The organism is Streptomyces sp. NPDC024632 (assembly GCF_055559175.1).
In genome coordinates this window covers 416,802-431,613 of the sequence record NZ_JBVHLD010000004.1, presented here as the reverse complement: position 1 = coordinate 431,613, position 14,812 = coordinate 416,802, and the positions used below count along the sequence as shown (strand labels likewise).

Genomic DNA, 14,812 nt, shown 5'->3' with positions numbered 1-14,812 from the left:
CGGGCGGCACGGGTAAGGGGCGACCACCTGGGTGGTCGCCCCTTACCCGTCGTCAGATCGTCAGATCGACATGTCGTCAGATCCGGCGGAGCCGCACCACGGGAATGTCCCGGTCGGTCTTCTCCTGGTAGTCGGCGTACGGCGCGTACACATCGAGCAGGTGCGGCCACACCCGGGCCTTGTCCTGCGGCGACAGCGTCTCGGCGCGGGCGGCGAAGCGCTCGCCGAGCACCCGCAGGTGGACCTCGGGGTTGTCGCGGACGCTCAGGTACCACAGGGGGTGCTCGGGGGCGCCGCCCTTGGAGGCGACGATCAGGTAGTCGTCGCCGTCCCGGCCGTAGATCAGTACGGTACGCAGCCACGCGCCGCTGCGACGGCCCTGGTAGTCGAGGAGCAGGCAGGGCGAGCCGTTGAGGTCGGTGCCCTCGGTGCCGTTGGACTCCTCGTAGCGGCGGGCCTGGTCGGCCACCCACTTCTCGGGGCTGACCTTCACCGCGGCGGGGTCGTAAGACGTCATGCGTGTGTGCCTTCCAGAGGGTTCGAGTAGCACCCAGCGTAGGGCGGGCGCGCCGCAAACAGGGCGTACGGAGCGGTCACAGGCCCGGCGCGCCCCAGACGGGGAACCAGCGCGACAGGTCGTCCTCCAGCCGGAGGTCATTGGTGACCAGGGCTCTGACCTGGAGTTCCAGCGCGTTGTCCCGCTTGTCGCCGGGCAGCGGGGCGAAGGGGTAGAAGGAGCCGCGCTTGTAGAGGTAGACCAGCGCCACCGAGCGGCCCGCGGGGTCCTTGAAACCGAGCAGCGAGCAGAGCAGTTGCGGGCCGAAGCCGCGTTCTTCCAGGGCGGAGTTGATCGCGTGCAGATCGGTGACGAGGTCGGTCATCTCGGCGGGGTCCTTGCGGGCCAGCAGCCAGGTGTAGCCGTATGAGTCCTGGCTGGCCTCCGCGCCGACCAGGGCCCGCAGGTCCTGCTGGATCTCGGCGAAGGCGCCGCCCTCGACGGCCGCGAAGCAGACCGAGCCGAGGCCGGTGGGCCGCAGCTCGCTCGCCGCTTCGAGGGTGATGGCGGCCGAGGTGAGGCCGAAGAGCTGATCGAGGTCGGGCTTGACCGGCTTGCTGCGGCCGAGGATGACGTCCAGCAGACCCATCAGTGGCGGTCCAGTTCGAGAGTGATGCGGCTGAGCTGCTCCAGCCGCTGCTCAAGGGAGGGGTGGGTGGACAGCAGCTTCGAGAAGGCGGAGCCTCCGCCCTTCGCGCTCAGCGCGGGGGCGAAGTAGAAGGCGTTGAAGGGCTCCGCCTTGCGGAGGTCCTTGGTGGGGATCGCGCCGATCTGCCCGGTGACCTTGGTGAGCGCGGAGGCCAGCGAGGAGGGGCGGCCGGTGAGCAGCGCGGCGCTGCGGTCGGCGGACAGCTCGCGGTAGCGCGACAGCATCCGGGTGAGCAGGAAGCTGATGGCGTAGACGACGGCGCTGACCAGCGGGATCGCCACGGCGAGCACGGCGGTGCCGGGGTCGCGCGCCCGGCGAAAGCCGCCGTAGAGGCCGATCCGGGTGATGACACCGGCGAGGATGCCGAGGAAGGAGGCGATCGTCATGACCGCGACGTCCTTGTGGGCGACGTGGGACAACTCGTGGGCGATGACGCCCTCCAGCTCGTCCGGCTCCAGACGGCGCAGCAGCCCGGTCGTGGCGCACACCGTGGTGTTCTTCTTGTTGCGACCGGTGGCGAACGCGTTCGGCACGTCGGAATCGGCGATGGCGACCTTGGGCTTGGGCATGTCGGCGAGCGCGCAGATGCGGTCCACGACGCCGTGCAGCTCCGGCGCCTGTTCGGGCGTGACCTCCTTGGCGCCCATGCTGAAGGCGGCGATGCGGTCGCTGAACCAGAACTGCGCGATGAAGAGAACTCCGGCGATCACGAGGATCAGCGGCCAGGATCCGCGCAGCAGCGCCAGCAGCGCGCCGACGAAGACGACATAGAGCAGACCGATCAGGAACATCGTGACCACCATGCGCGTGGTCAGCCCCCGGTCGGGCGCGAAGCGGTTGCGGTCCATGGCCCCTCCCGAGACATGCGGGGCGCGGACCACTGGCGGCGGTCCGTCGTACCTCGTTGTCGAGTGTGCACCTGTTCAACGACTACGACGAGCCCGTCGGTTCCGCTCAGGCCCTCACATCGAGCACCAATTTGCCGAAGGTTTGCCGGGCCCGCAGCTCCTCATGGGCCCTGACCGCCTCGGACAGCGGATAGACCCCGCCGAGCCGGGGCACGAGGCGGCCCGCCGCGGTCATCTCCAGCAACTCGGCCATCGGCTCGCGGTACATCCCCGGACGGCCGAGGCAGTGCGTCAGCCAGAAGCCGACGACCGCGCGGGAGCGGGCCATGAGCTGTGCGGCCTGGACCGGTGTCGGGGGCGTCCTGGAGGCCAGACCGTACGTGACGAGGCGGCCGAACGGCGCGAGCGCGGCGAGGGAGGCGTCGAAGACCGGGCCGCCGGTCATCTCCAGCACGATGTCGACCTTCTTGCCGCCGTTCGCCTCGACGAGACGGTCCTTCAGGTTCTCGGGGCCGGAGTCGACGGCGACGTCGGCGCCGAGTTCAAGCGCGAGGTCCCGCTTGTCCTCGGACGAGGCGGTGGCGATCACCCGGCCCGCGCCGAAGGTCTTTGCGAGCTGGACGGCGAGCGAGCCCGTACCGCCGGCCGCCGCGTGCACCACGACGCTCTCGCCCTCGGCCAGGCGTCCGGAGGTGCGCAGCAGGTGCCAGGCGGTGAGGCCCTGGACGACCAGGGCGAGCGCCTGCCCGTCGGTGACCTCGTCGGGCACGTCGTGGGCCAGGTACTCCTGGACGACGGCCTTCTGGGCGTAGCCGCCGTTGTCGGTGAGGGCGACGACCCGGCGGCCCTCCGCGGTGCGGCCGACCACCTCGGCGCCGGGGACCATCGGGAGCGTGGAGCGCGAGAGGTAGGAGTCCTCGACGGTGTGCGTGTCGGCGTAGTTGATCCCGGCGGAGTCGACGTCCACGAGGAGCTGGCCCGGGCCTGCCACGGGGTCGGGCAGCTCGGTCTCCCGCAGCACCTCGGGACCGCCGAATTCGGTGATCTGGATCGCGCGCACGTCGGCTCCTCAGCGTGGTGGGGCGCACCCTGCGGGTGCTTTCCTGGCGTCCGCCGGTGTGTCCCGGTGTCCGCTCCGCCGATATTACCGACTGGTTGGTATGTCGCACACCGCTTGGGCACACCGCTTGGGCATACTGCTTGGGCACGCCGCAACGCGTTCCGTCGCGCGCTCCACCACGGCACCGCCATCCCCGCCGGTCCGCTTAGGCGGCGGGCACCGGCACGGGCGGCGGCGGGCCGACGTACCGCGCGGACGGCCGGATGATCTTGCTGTCCTCGGCCTGCTCCAGGATGTTGGCGCTCCAGCCGACGACGCGGGCGGCGGCGAAGGTGGGCGTGAACATCTCGCGCGGCAGCCCGCAGAGCTCCATCACGACGCCCGCGAAGAACTCGACGTTGATGTGCAGCTCGCGGCCGGGCTTCAGCTCGGCGAGCAGCGCCTCCGCGCGGGCCTCCACCTGCACCGCGAAGTCCACCAGGTCGCCGCCGAAGCTCTGCGCGATGCCCTTGAGCATCCGCGAGCGCGGGTCCTCGGTGCGGTACACGGGGTGGCCGAAGCCCATGATCCGCTCGCCCGCCCCGATGTGCTCCCGCAGCCAGCCGTCGATCCGGTCGGGCGTGCCGATCGCGTCGAGCGTGTCGAGCGCGCGGCTGGGCGCGCCGCCGTGCAGCGGCCCGGACAGCGCGCCGATCGCGCCCACCAGACACGCGGCCAGGTCCGCCCCCGTCGAGGCGATCACGCGGGCGGTGAACGTCGAGGCGTTGAAGCCGTGGTCGACGGTCGAGATCAGATAGCGCTCGACGGCTCGGGCGCGTACGGGCTCCGGCTCCTCGCCGGTCAGCATGTAGAGGTAATTCGCCGCGTACGGCAGGTCGTCGCGCGGCTCGACCGGCTCCAGGCCCTGGGCGAGCCGGTGCAGCGCGGTGAGCAGCGTGGGCACCACCGCGCAGGCGGCCAGCGCGTCGGCGCGGCGGCGGTCGGGCGTGAGGTCGTACAGCGGGCGGAATCCGGCCGAGGCACCGGTCAGCGACAGCGCGGTGCGCAGCCCCGCGAGCGGTCCCGACAGCGCGCTGGCGCGGGCGATGGCCGGGAGCGCGTCCGCCACGTCGGCGGGCAGGTGCCGCAGGGCGGCGGTCCGCGCGGTGAACGCGGCGCGCTCGGCCGCGTCGGGCAGCGCGCCGTGGAACATCAGGTGCCAGACGTCCTCGAAGCCGCGGCTCTCGGCCAGCTCCACGGCGGAGTACTCGCGGTAGTGGTAGAAGCCTTCGAGCCCGCGGACGTCGCCGATGGATGTGTCGGTGACGATCACGCCCTTGAGACCGCGGGGTACGTCGATCGGGGCGTTCTGCTCGGTGGTCGGCATCGTGTCCTCCTTGGGTATTGACTCGACTCTCCATGATTGATTTAAACTCTGTCAATGTTGATTCAATCAATGTGAATGAGCTGAGCACTATGGATACGGTGAGGCCATGACGGATCAACCGGCGGACCGGATCAGCACCCGGGAGGCCGCCCGGCGGCTCGGCGTGAAGCCGGAGACGCTGTACGCGTATGTCAGCCGCGGCCTGCTCGCCAGCCGACGGGCCGAGGGCGGCAGGGGCAGCACCTTCGACCCGGACGAGGTCGAGGCCCTGGCCCGGCGCGCACGGCCCGCGGCGGCCGGTGCCGACGGGCCCTCGGACAGCGGGGGCGGCGGGGGCGGCGGGGGCGGCGGGGGCGGAAACGGCGCCTGGGTCCGTATCCGTACCGGCGTCACTTTGATCGAGGACGACGGCCTCTACTTCCGCGGGGTCGACGCGACCGGGCTGGCCACGGCGTACGGCTTCGAGGAGGTCGCCGAGTGGCTGTGGACCGGGGTGCTGCGGCGCGGGGTCCGCTTCACCGCGCCCGAGCCGCTGCTGAAGGCGGCCCGCAGCGCGGGCGACGCGCTGCCCGCGGGCTGCGGGCCGATGGACCGGCTGCGGGTCGCGGTCATCGCGGCGGCCACCGCGGATCCGCTGCGCTTCGACCTGTCGGAGGAGGCCGTGCTGGGCACGGCGCGCAGCCTGATCCCGACCCTGGTCGGCGCGCTGCCGCCGCTCGGCCGGCCGCATTCGGGAGAGGGCGGGCTGGCCTGGCGGCTGTGGTCGCGGCTGACCGAGCGGCCCGCCGACGAGGCGGCGCTGCGGGTGCTGGACGCGGCGCTCGCGCTGCTCGTCGACCACGACCTGGCCGCCTCGACGCTGGCCGCGCGGGTCGCCGCCTCGGCCCGCGCGCACCCCTACGCGGTGGTGTCCGCCGGACTCGGCGCGCTGGACGGGCCGCTGCACGGACAGGCCAGCGCCCTGGCCCACCGGACGCTCGCCGAGGTGCTGGAGCGCGGCGGCGCGGGTCCCGTCGTCGCCGAGCAACTGCGCGCCGGTCAGCGGATCCCCGGCCTCGGGCACCGCCTCTACCAGGGCGAGGACCCGCGCGCCCGGCTGCTCTTCCACCTGCTCGGGCAGGTGCCCGCCGCCTCCGACGCCCTGGCCGCGGCCCGCGACCTGGCGGCGACGGCCGCCCGCCACACCCCGCTGCACCCCAACGTCGACCTGGCCCTCGCGGTGCTCTCGGTCTCCGCCGCGATGCCCGCGGAGGCGGGCGAGACGGTCTTCTCCGTGGCGCGCACGGCGGGCTGGATCGCGCACGCCCTGGAGGAGTACCAGGAGCGCCCGCTGCGGATGCGCCCCAGCGGCACCTACCAGGGACCGCCGCCGCCCCAGCCGCTGCCGTGACGGCGCGCGGTCGCCTCTCACGGGCGGATGACCGCCGACGCCGCCCTCAGCGGAGACCCGGGCCTCGGCCGGAGCCTGGGCCGGGGCCGGAGTCCGGGCCGGGACCGGGACCCGTCGTCAGACGCCGGTCAGACGGGGGATGCGGCCGACCAGTTCGGCCCACTCCGTGTCCTTCTGGCCCGGCACCATGCGGCCCGCGGACCGCCACTGGTCGGCGAGTTCCGCGAAGACCGGTGCCTCCGTGCTCTGCAGAACCGTTCCGGCACGGGAATAGCGCCATGGCTGGTGACCGTCGCCCGCGCCGTCGGCGCCGTCGTCCTGCGGAATCCACTGCGTTGCTGCCATAGCCCGACCAACGACTCCGACGGGTCGGACGCCACTGCACACCCCGTCCGCACCACTCGTATGAGTGAACTCTCCGGGGTCCGTGGCACCCGCGGCGACGGCAGGAATTTCCGGCGGGCGCCGCCCGTTGTGGGGGCATGAGCACTGTGGAGCTGACCAAGGAGAATTTCGACGAGGTCGTGTCGTCGCACGATTTCGTCCTCATCGACTTCTGGGCCGCCTGGTGCGGGCCGTGCCGGATGTTCGCACCGGTCTACGACAAGTCGTCCGAGAAGCACCAGGACCTGGTCTTCGCGAAGGTCGACACGGAGGCGCAGCCCGAGCTGGCCGCGGCCTTCCAGATCCAGTCGATCCCGACCCTGATGATCGTCCGTGACAAGGTCGCGGTCTTCGCGCAGCCGGGAGCGCTGCCCGAGCCCGCCCTGGAGGACGTCATCGCGCAGGCCCGCGCCCTCGACATGGACGAGGTGCGCAAGTCGGTCGAGGAGGCCCAGCAGAGCTCCTGACGGGCCCGCCCGCCACCGACGCGACAGCGAGGGACATCCGGGGCCGCGCCCCCGGCCCGCGGCGAGAAGGATTCGCCGCCGGGCCGGAGCGCGGCCTTTGCGCCGCCGTGTCGTCGGCCCGCCGGGGTAATGCGGCCGGGCCCGTGCGCGACACCGTCCGCGGGCCCGCCCTCCAGGGCATTGTCAGTGGTCGCGTCTAGGCTCCGATGGTGGGTACAGCCATCGCCGCCGTCGCGCGGATCGCCGCCGTGCCCGACCCGGTGGGGTCGGGCGGGCGGCTGTGCGCGCTCGGGGAGGACGGGACGGCGGTCGGGGAGGTCGATGTCGTACGGGACCTGGACGCTGAGGTCGCGCGGCGGGAGGCCGAGCAGGCGCCGCGCTGGGTCTGGGCGGCGACCGACGAGGTGTATCCGTGGCTGCTCGACCGGGGGTCGGTGCGCACCGCGCGCTGCCATGACGTGAAGCTCGTCGAGTCGCTGCTGCTCGGGCAGGAGGGCAGGCACCGCAGGCCCCGGTCGCTGGGGGCGGCGTGGGCGCGGCTGCACGGGCTGCCCGAGCCCGAGGACGCCCCGGAGCCCGGCGCGGACGACCAGCCGGTGCTGTTCGCCGCCGACCGGCGTCATCTCCCGCGGGATCTCGACCCGTTGGCCGCACTGGTCGAGGTGCACGCGGCGCAGCAGCGGCGGATCGCCGCGAGCGAGCACCCCGACCGGATCCGGCTGCTGTGCGCGGCGGAGTCCGCGGGCGCGCTCGCCGCGGTCGAGATGGGCCGGGACGGGCTGCCGTGGAGCGCCGAGGTGCACGACGAGCTGCTGACCGGGCTGCTCGGCCCGCGCCCCGCGGGTGGCGCACGGCCCGCGCTGCTGGGCGAGTTGGCCGCCCGTATCCAGGACGCGCTCGGACGTCCGGTCAACCCCGACTCCCCCGCCCAGATGCTGCCCGCCTTCGCCCGCGTCGGCGTGCATCTGACGTCGACCCGCTCGCACGAACTGCGCGAGGTCGGGCATCCGGCGGCCGGGCTGCTGCTGCGCTACAAGGAACTGTCCCGGATCCACGCCGCGCACGGCTGGGCCTGGCGCGAGAGCTGGGTGCGCGACGGCCGCTTCCGCGCCGAATACGTGGTGGGCGGCGTGGTGTCGGGCCGGTGGGCGACGCGTGGCGGCGGCGCCCTTCAGATCCCGCGGCTGCTGCGCTCCGCGGTCGTCGCCGACCCCGGGCACCGACTGGTGGTCGCCGACGCCGGGCAGCTGGAGCCGCGGGTGCTGGCCGCGATGTCCGGTGACGCCGGGCTCGCGGCGGCTGCCGCGGAGGGCGATCTGTACGCGGCGCTGGCGCGGAACGCCTTCGGCGGCGACCGGCCGCGCGCCAAGATCGCGCTGCTCGCCGCGATGTACGGGCAGACCAGCGGCGAGGCGGGCCAGCTTCTCGCGGTGATGCGCCGTCGCTTCCCCGCCGCCCTCGCCCTGGTGGAGGCCGCGGCCAGGACGGGCGAGGCGGGCGGGATCGTACGGTCGCGGCTGGGCCGTACGTCGCCCGCGCCGTCCGCCGACCGGTTCCTCGACGAGAGCGCCGACCCCGGCGACGGCGCGTCCCCCGACCGCCGCGCGGCCCGGTCCTGGGGCCGCTTCACGCGCAATTTCCTCATCCAGGCCAGCGCCTCCGACTGGGCCTTGGCCATGCTGGCCTCGCTGCGCCGCCGGCTGACCGCGATCGGGCCCGAGCCCCAACTGGTCTTCTTCCAGCACGACGAGGTGATCGTGCACGCCCCGACCGAGCTCGCGCCCGCCGTCGAGGCGGCGGTGACGGCGGCCGGTGACGAGGCCCGCCGCCTGGTCTTCGGCTCCGCCCCGGTGCCGTTCCCGCTGGAGACGCACGCGGTGGCGTGCTACGCGGACGCCAAGTAGCCCGGCGGCAGGGTCACTTGTCGCCCGCCACGTCGGATTCCGCCGTCGCGGCGGCGGAATCCGCGTCGTCCACCAGCTTGCGCATACGGGCGAGTTCGGAGTCCGAGGGCGCGGAGGAGTCGCTGCCCGCGGATGCGCCCGCCGACACGGCGGCCGAGGTGTCCGCCGACGACGCCGGTGCGGACGTACGGCCGGAGTGTCCGCAGCCGGTCACCAGTGCCCCGGCGATCGCGCAGGCGGCCAGCACGGCACCGGTCCGCGTACGGCCGCCCTTTCGCGAAGCGGCGCCGCTCACTTCGTGCCGCCCTTCGCCGTGAAGTCCTGTGTCCCGCACCAGGTGCGGACGGCGTCCAGGTCCGTGCTGCGCCGGTTGAGGGTCGGCACCAGCGACTTGCGGAAGGTCAGTTTGTCCTTGAGATACGTGGCCACCGCCGTGTCACCGGCCGTGTTCGCGTTGTCGACCCGCTTCTGGAGCCGGGCGACGGAACCGCGTTCCGTGGCCGGGCCGTTGAGCCGGGCGAGCGCGCGGTCGATACGGGCGTCGATCTTCGGCACCCGCTTGCACAGGGCGCGGGCGCCGTCCCCGGTCGGGGCCTTGTGGACCTTCGGTGTCCTGGACCCGGCGGACGGGTCCGTCGACGGTGCGGCGGACGGGTCGGCCGCGGGTGCCGAGGACGGGTCGGCAGACGGTGCGGCCGACGGGCTCGTGGCGTCCGCGACGGCGGTGCCGGCCGCGGCGAGCAGGGCGGCGAGCGCGGCGACTGTCGCCACGGCGGTGCGAGTGGGGCGCATGGGTTCCTCCCTGAAGGTTTCGGCACCGGTCGCGGTGCCCGTCAGAGCCGGAGGTTAGGAACCGTCTTTGTGGAAACCTTGTGACCGCGCGACAGGCCCGCGACGACCGGCCGGACCGCGACTAGACCTACGGCCGCTCCCCCGTCGACGCGCCCGCCAGCCAGTCCCGGCCGCCGGGCAGCGGGCGCTCCGACGTGCCGAGCGGCAGCACCACGGTGAAGCGCGCGCCGGGACCGCCCGGCCGGTCGCCGACGGTGATCCGCCCGCCGTGCAGGGCGATCTGCTGCCCGACCAGGGCGAGGCCGAGCCCGGAGCCAGGGCTGTCGGGGCGGCGGCGGAAGCGCTGGAAGATCTCCCGCCGGGCGGCGGGCGGCACTCCGGGCCCGTGGTCGTCCACGGTCAGTACGACAGAGGGGCCCGCCGGGTCGGCCCCCGGTGCGAGCGTCACCTCGATCAGCGCCCCGCCTCCGCTCCCCGTACCGCCGCCGGGCCCGTGCCCGTCCCCGTCCCGACTCGCGCCGTGCACCGCCGCGTTGACCAGAAGATTGTCGACCGCCGAGCGCAGCCCCTGCGGCCAGCCGTACACGCGCAGGCCCGGCCGCGCGGTCAACTCCACGCGTACGTCGGGGCGTTCGCGCCGCAGGTCGGCCACGGCGGCGTCCAGCACGTCGGCGAGGTCGACCGGCACGAAGGCGTCGGCCTCGACCAGGTCGCCCTGGGCGAGGGCGCGCAGCATCACCAACAGGCCGAGCAGCCTGGTGTGTTCGCCGCACAGGTCGGCGATGATCTCGGCGCGTTCCGCGGGATCGGGCTCGGGGCGGCCGTCCAGGACGTCGAGGTTGATGCGCATGCTCATCAGGGGGTTGCGCAGTTCGTGGGAGGCGGCGGCGGAGAAGGAACGCGCGGTGGCCAGCGCCTCGGCCGTACGGGCGGCCTGTTCGTCGTAGCGCGCGAGGACGGTCTGGAGCGCGCGGGCGAGTTCGTCGACCTCGGTGACGCGAGTCGGCGTGTGGTCGAGGCGGGCGGCGCTGGTGCGCGGGTCGATGCCCCCGGCGCGGCGCTGGAGCCGCCGCAGCGGGAGCGCCGCGCGGGTGACGGCGAGCCAGGCGGCGGCGCCCGCGACCGGCGCGGTGAGCAGCGCGACGGTGACGATCCTGCGGCGCACCCGGCTGATCTGCTCCTGGCCCGCGGTGTCCGGCGAAAACAGCCACAGGGTGCCGGTCGCGGCGGGTCGCACGGCGGACAGCGGTACGGCGAGCACCCGCCAACTGCTGCCGTCCGCACGGAAGGTGACGGGCCGTACGGCGTTCGCCGCGGCGGGCAGCGGCCGGCCGTCGGCGGGCTGCGGGCCTTCGGTGACGGTGCCCTCGGTGCCGGTCACGCGGATGCCGACGTCGAGCGCGGCGGCGAACAGCTTGCGCTGACGGGCCTGTTCGACCTCGGCCGACCGGTCGTTCGCCATGGCCCGCAGCAGATTGCGGGCGTCGGTGCGGACGGCGGCGGCCCGGTCCCGCAGGTGCGCGTCGGCCTGCGCGTGGACGTCGTGGCCGACCAGCCGGACCATGATCCAGCCGGAGGCGAGGACGAGCAGCGGTACGAGGACGGTGATCGCCAGCGCGATCCGGGTGGACAGCCTCACGACACGCCGTCCCGTACCCCGGCTCGCCCCTGTTCGCGTCCGTCGGCCCGCAGGACGAATCCCACGCCCCGCACGGTGTGCAGGATGCGGGGCCTGCCGCCCGCCTCCAGCTTCTTGCGCAGATAGCTGACGAAGGTGTCGACGGCGTCGGTGCGGACCTCGAAGTCGTATCCCCAGACCCGGTCGAGGAGTTGGTCGCGGGTGAGCACGAGACCGGCGTTGCGGGCGAGGAACTCCAGGAGTTCGAACTCCCTGCGGGTCAGCTCCAGCGCCCGGCCCTCGCGGGCGGCGGTGCGGGCGGCCGGGTCGAGGACGAGGCCGCAGGCGCGGACCTGGCCGTCGGGGCGCGGCGGCCGGCGGCGCAGCAGGGCGTGCAGCCGCAGGACGAGTTCTTCGAGTGCGAAGGGTTTGACGAGGTAGTCGTCGGCGCCCGCCTGGAGTCCCGCGACCCGGTCGGCGACCTCGTCGAGCGCGGAGAGCACCAGCACCGGCAGGTCGTCGCCGCCGGCCCGCAGGGTCCGGCACACCTCGATGCCGTCCACGTCGGGCATCGATATGTCCAGGACGAGGATGTCGGGCGGGGTACGGCTCAGCAGGTCCAGCGCGGCGGCGCCGCCGTCGGCCTCGGTGACGGCGAAGCCGCGCAGCCGCAGGGCGCGGCCGAGTGAGCGGCGGATCGCCGCGTCGTCGTCCACGACCATGACGCGGCCGGGACCGGGCCCTGAACCGGGGTCGGGCTCGGAACCGGGGCCGCCGCCCGCCTCCGGGCCGTCCGTGTGCGGCATCGGATCTGTCATCGGAACATGCCTCCGCTCCCCGGCCGTCGCATGGTGCATCGCGGGAACCATGCCTACACGGCCGGGGAGCGGAGAGCCATCGGGGGTGGCGCCCCCGCCGTCGCGGCGGGGGTGCCACCCGGGTCACTCGGGCGGTGTCACCCGCCGTACTGCGCGAAGGTGCGGGTGAAGTCCCACGCCTGCTGGGAGACGCCGGAGCAGGTGTCGTCGTTCGGGTAGCCGCCGGGGCAGGGCCGGTCCCGGTTGGCGGACCAGAAGGTCAGCCGGGCCAGGTGATGCTGCTGGGCGTAGGCGAGGATCGTGCGGAAGTCGGCGACGGTGACGGTCTCGCTGTTGTCGGTGATGCCGTTCATCGACGAGATGCCGCTGTGCCGGTACGCCTGGTCGTCGGTGTAGCCGTACGCGTTCTTGAGAGCGTTCTTCAGGCCGTCGGTGGCCTTCGTCGTGAGGTTGCCCATGTTCTGGCCCGCGCCGCCGAAGTCGAACGGCATGATCGTCCAACTGTCGACGGTCAGCCCGGAGGCGGCGGCCTTGTTGATCAGGCCGGTGTCGGGGCCGCTCTGCCCGGTGCCGATGGTGACGTACTCGACGATGCCGGGATTGTTGGCCTTGATGGTCTTGAGCGCGTCGACCGTGCGCTGCTGGACGGTGCCGTTGCTGTAGGCGCTGGCCTCGATGTCGATGTCGATGGCCTTGAGGCCGTAGGCGTTGATGACCTTCTGGTAGGCGCCCGCGAGCGCACTCGCGCTGGTGCAGGACTCTTCCAGCTTGTTGCCGCTGTAGCCGCCGAAGGACGGGACGACGTCGCCGCCCGCCGCCCTGATCTTGTTGATGGTGTTCTGGTCGACGCCGCCGGTCAACGCCCGGCCGCCGTCCCACTGCGGGTTGCAGGTGCCGTTGCTGAGCACGAAGGCGAGCGTGAACCACTTGACGCCGGTCGCGTTCATGATCGTCGTCGGGTCCGGCGGGTTGCCCCAGCCGTTGTAGAGGTACGGCGCGACGGCCTGGACGCCGGTGCCGCCGGACGGCGGCGGGGTGGTCGGCGGGGTGCCGCCGCCGGTGGGCAGCGTCCACTTCTGGTTGGCGGAGCCCGCGCAGTCCCAGATCTGGAGCCGGGTGCCGTTGGCAGAGCTGGGGCCCGTCGCGTCCAGACAGCGGCCTGAACCGGCGTTGACCAGCGTGCCGTTGCTCGACGTCCACTTCTGCGCGTTGGTGCCGTTGCAGTCGTAGAGCTGGATCTGGGTGCCGTTGGCGGTGCCCGCGGCGGTCACGTCCATGCACTTGCCGAGGGCGCGCAGGGTGCCGTCGGAGGAGACGGTCCACGCCTGGGCGGCGCTGCCGTTGCAGTCGTAGAGCTGCACGGCGGCGCCGTTGGCGTTGCTGCCCGAGGCCACGTCGACGCACTTGCCGCCGTAGCCGGTGACGGCGCCGGTGGCGTCGGCGCCGGACGCCTGGCTGATCCCGAGGGCGGTCAGGGCTCCCGCGGCGAGCGCGGCGGTGGCCAGGAGTGTGGTGGTCTTTCGCATCTGCCGGATCCCTCTCATCAGCCGGTCACGGTCCACTTCTGGTTGGCGGTGCCCGCGCAGTCCCAGATCTGGAGCCGGGTGCCGTTGGCGGAGCTGTTGCCGGAGGCGTCCAGGCATCTGTTGGAGGCCGGGTTGACGATGTCGTGGGCGGCGCTCACGGTCCACTTCTGCGCGTTGGTGCCGTTGCAGTCGTAGAGCTGGATCGGTGTGCCGTTGGCGGTCCCGGCCGCGGTGATGTCCATGCACTTGCCGAGGGCGCGGATGGTGCCGTCGGAGCCGACCGTCCAGGACTGCGCGGCCGAGCCGTTGCAGTCGTAGAGCTGCACGGCGGCGCCGTTGGCGCTGCTGCCCGAGGCCACGTCGACGCACTTGCCGCCGAGGCCGGTGATGGCGTGTCCCGTGCCGGTGCCCGGTCCCGAGCTGTCGCTGGTGGTGACGTGCACGTAGTCCACGACGAGCTGCTGCGGGAAAGTGGTGCTGGAGTTGGGGTCGCCCGGCCAGTAGCCGCCGACCGCGAGGTTGAGCAGCAGGTAGAAGGGGTGGTCGAACACCCAGCGGTTGCCGCCGAGGTCGGCGGACGTACGGGTCTGGTAGACGTTGCCGTCCACGGACCACTTGATGGAGTTCGGCGCCCAGTCGATGGCGAAGGTGTGGAAGGCGTCGGAGAAGCTCTGTCCGCCGGGGAGGGTGTATCCGGCGCCGATGCCGGCCGAACCGGAGTAGCCGGGGCCGTGGATGGTGCCGTGCACGCTGCCGGGCTCGAACCCGACGTTCTCCATGATGTCGATCTCGCCGCTGTTGGGCCAGCCGACCGAGCCGATGTCGTTGCCGAGCATCCAGAAGGCGGGCCACATGCCCTGGCCGCGCGGCAGCTTCATCCGGGTCTCGAAGTGGCCGTACGTCTGGGTGAACTTCTGCGGGGTGGACAGCCGCGCGGAGGTGTACTGGCAGGACCCGTACCAGCACTGGTAGTTGGCCGGATTCTCCTTGCGGGCGGTGATGACGAGGTTGCCCTGGCCGTCGAGCGCCGCGTTGTGGGTACCGCTGGTGTAGTACTGGCGCTCGTGGTTGTTGACGTTGTCACCGGTCTCGTAGCCCCACTTGGAGCTGTCGACCGCGCTTCCCGCGGGGCCGTTGAAGTCGTCGGTGAAGGTGGCGGTGGCCGCCACCGAGGCGGTGTCGAGCCTGCTCGCGGTGGCTTGCGGGGACGCGGTCTGTTGCAGCCAGCCGCACAGCAGCAGTCCTGCGGCGGCCAGCAGCGCGAGGGGGCGTATGCGTCGGGTGGGGGGTGATGCCGACATTGCCGGACTCCTCGGTCGGGTCGTCAGAAAACGGTTTTGGGCATGCTCCTGACAGACAGTGAGGTGCGGGGCACCCTGGGAGACTTCCCTTACGTCTTAGTTCAGGACGTGATTTAAATGGCGGGACTGAGGG

General features: G+C 72.9%; 15 protein-coding genes. 3 read left to right on the top strand and 12 right to left on the bottom strand.

Annotated elements, in window-relative coordinates; all coding sequences use genetic code 11:
* Positions 1–76 precede the first annotated feature (76 nt).
* The 5 genes from ACZ37P_RS11375 to ACZ37P_RS11355 form a co-directional block, all read right to left on the bottom strand.
* On the bottom strand, positions 77–517 hold the full coding sequence (locus ACZ37P_RS11375) for a nitroreductase family deazaflavin-dependent oxidoreductase (RefSeq protein WP_355346707.1): 441 nt from the start codon (positions 515–517) through the stop codon (positions 77–79).
* Between the two features lie 76 nt (positions 518–593).
* Complete coding sequence (gene pspAB, locus ACZ37P_RS11370; RefSeq protein WP_467346166.1) at positions 594–1,145, bottom strand: PspA-associated protein PspAB; 552 nt, start codon at positions 1,143–1,145, stop codon at positions 594–596.
* Entirely contained in the window at positions 1,145–2,053 is a 909-nt protein-coding gene (gene htpX, locus ACZ37P_RS11365; protein ID WP_355346713.1) for a zinc metalloprotease HtpX, read from the bottom strand. Before htpX ends, pspAB begins: the two co-directional genes overlap by 1 nt.
* Before the next feature lie 106 nt (positions 2,054–2,159).
* Positions 2,160–3,113: a quinone oxidoreductase family protein gene (locus ACZ37P_RS11360; protein ID WP_391045734.1), complete on the bottom strand. Its 954-nt coding sequence runs from the start codon at positions 3,111–3,113 to the stop codon at positions 2,160–2,162.
* 205 nt (positions 3,114–3,318) lie between these two features.
* Positions 3,319–4,479, bottom strand: coding sequence for a citrate synthase/methylcitrate synthase (locus ACZ37P_RS11355; protein ID WP_391045736.1), 1,161 nt, complete (start codon positions 4,477–4,479; stop codon positions 3,319–3,321).
* 106 nt (positions 4,480–4,585) lie between these two features.
* On the opposite strand from ACZ37P_RS11355, the gene ACZ37P_RS11350 reads away from it, so the two are divergent.
* On the top strand, positions 4,586–5,869 hold the full coding sequence (locus ACZ37P_RS11350; RefSeq protein ID WP_467346164.1) for a citrate/2-methylcitrate synthase: 1,284 nt from the start codon (positions 4,586–4,588) through the stop codon (positions 5,867–5,869).
* A gap of 117 nt (positions 5,870–5,986) precedes the next feature.
* On the opposite strand, the gene ACZ37P_RS11345 is transcribed toward ACZ37P_RS11350, so the two are convergent.
* Entirely contained in the window at positions 5,987–6,214 is a 228-nt protein-coding gene (locus ACZ37P_RS11345) for a hypothetical protein (RefSeq protein ID WP_355346725.1), read from the bottom strand.
* Positions 6,215–6,351: 137 nt separating this feature from the next.
* On the opposite strand from ACZ37P_RS11345, the gene trxA reads away from it, so the two are divergent.
* Positions 6,352–6,720 (top strand): thioredoxin, encoded by a 369-nt coding sequence (gene trxA, locus ACZ37P_RS11340; protein WP_355346728.1) that lies wholly within the window; start codon positions 6,352–6,354, stop codon positions 6,718–6,720.
* A gap of 206 nt (positions 6,721–6,926) precedes the next feature.
* Positions 6,927–8,624, top strand: a complete 1,698-nt coding sequence (locus ACZ37P_RS11335; RefSeq protein WP_467346161.1) for a bifunctional 3'-5' exonuclease/DNA polymerase — start codon at positions 6,927–6,929, stop codon at positions 8,622–8,624.
* A gap of 13 nt (positions 8,625–8,637) precedes the next feature.
* Here ACZ37P_RS11335 and ACZ37P_RS11330 read toward each other — a convergent pair whose 3' ends face one another.
* From ACZ37P_RS11330 to ACZ37P_RS11305, 6 genes are all read right to left on the bottom strand, one after another.
* A complete protein-coding gene (locus ACZ37P_RS11330; protein ID WP_467346159.1) occupies positions 8,638–8,919 on the bottom strand; it encodes a hypothetical protein in 282 nt (93 codons plus the stop codon).
* Entirely contained in the window at positions 8,916–9,416 is a 501-nt protein-coding gene (locus tag ACZ37P_RS11325) for a hypothetical protein (RefSeq protein WP_467346157.1), read from the bottom strand. The genes ACZ37P_RS11330 and ACZ37P_RS11325 overlap by 4 nt, the downstream gene beginning before the upstream one ends.
* 127 nt (positions 9,417–9,543) lie before the next feature.
* Complete coding sequence (locus tag ACZ37P_RS11320) at positions 9,544–11,055, bottom strand: sensor histidine kinase (RefSeq protein ID WP_467346155.1); 1,512 nt, start codon at positions 11,053–11,055, stop codon at positions 9,544–9,546.
* Positions 11,052–11,756: a response regulator transcription factor gene (locus tag ACZ37P_RS11315; protein WP_467346219.1), complete on the bottom strand. Its 705-nt coding sequence runs from the start codon at positions 11,754–11,756 to the stop codon at positions 11,052–11,054. Before ACZ37P_RS11315 ends, ACZ37P_RS11320 begins: the two co-directional genes overlap by 4 nt.
* Before the next feature lie 233 nt (positions 11,757–11,989).
* Positions 11,990–13,378 carry a ricin-type beta-trefoil lectin domain protein gene (locus ACZ37P_RS11310; protein WP_355346743.1) on the bottom strand — a complete coding sequence of 463 codons (1,389 nt, stop codon included), beginning with the start codon at positions 13,376–13,378 and terminating at the stop codon, positions 11,990–11,992.
* A 17-nt stretch (positions 13,379–13,395) separates the two neighbouring features.
* The gene (locus ACZ37P_RS11305; RefSeq protein ID WP_355346746.1) at positions 13,396–14,679 is read right to left on the bottom strand and encodes an RICIN domain-containing protein; all 1,284 of its coding nucleotides are present in this window, start codon (positions 14,677–14,679) and stop codon (positions 13,396–13,398) included.
* Between the last annotated feature and the right edge of the window lie 133 nt (positions 14,680–14,812).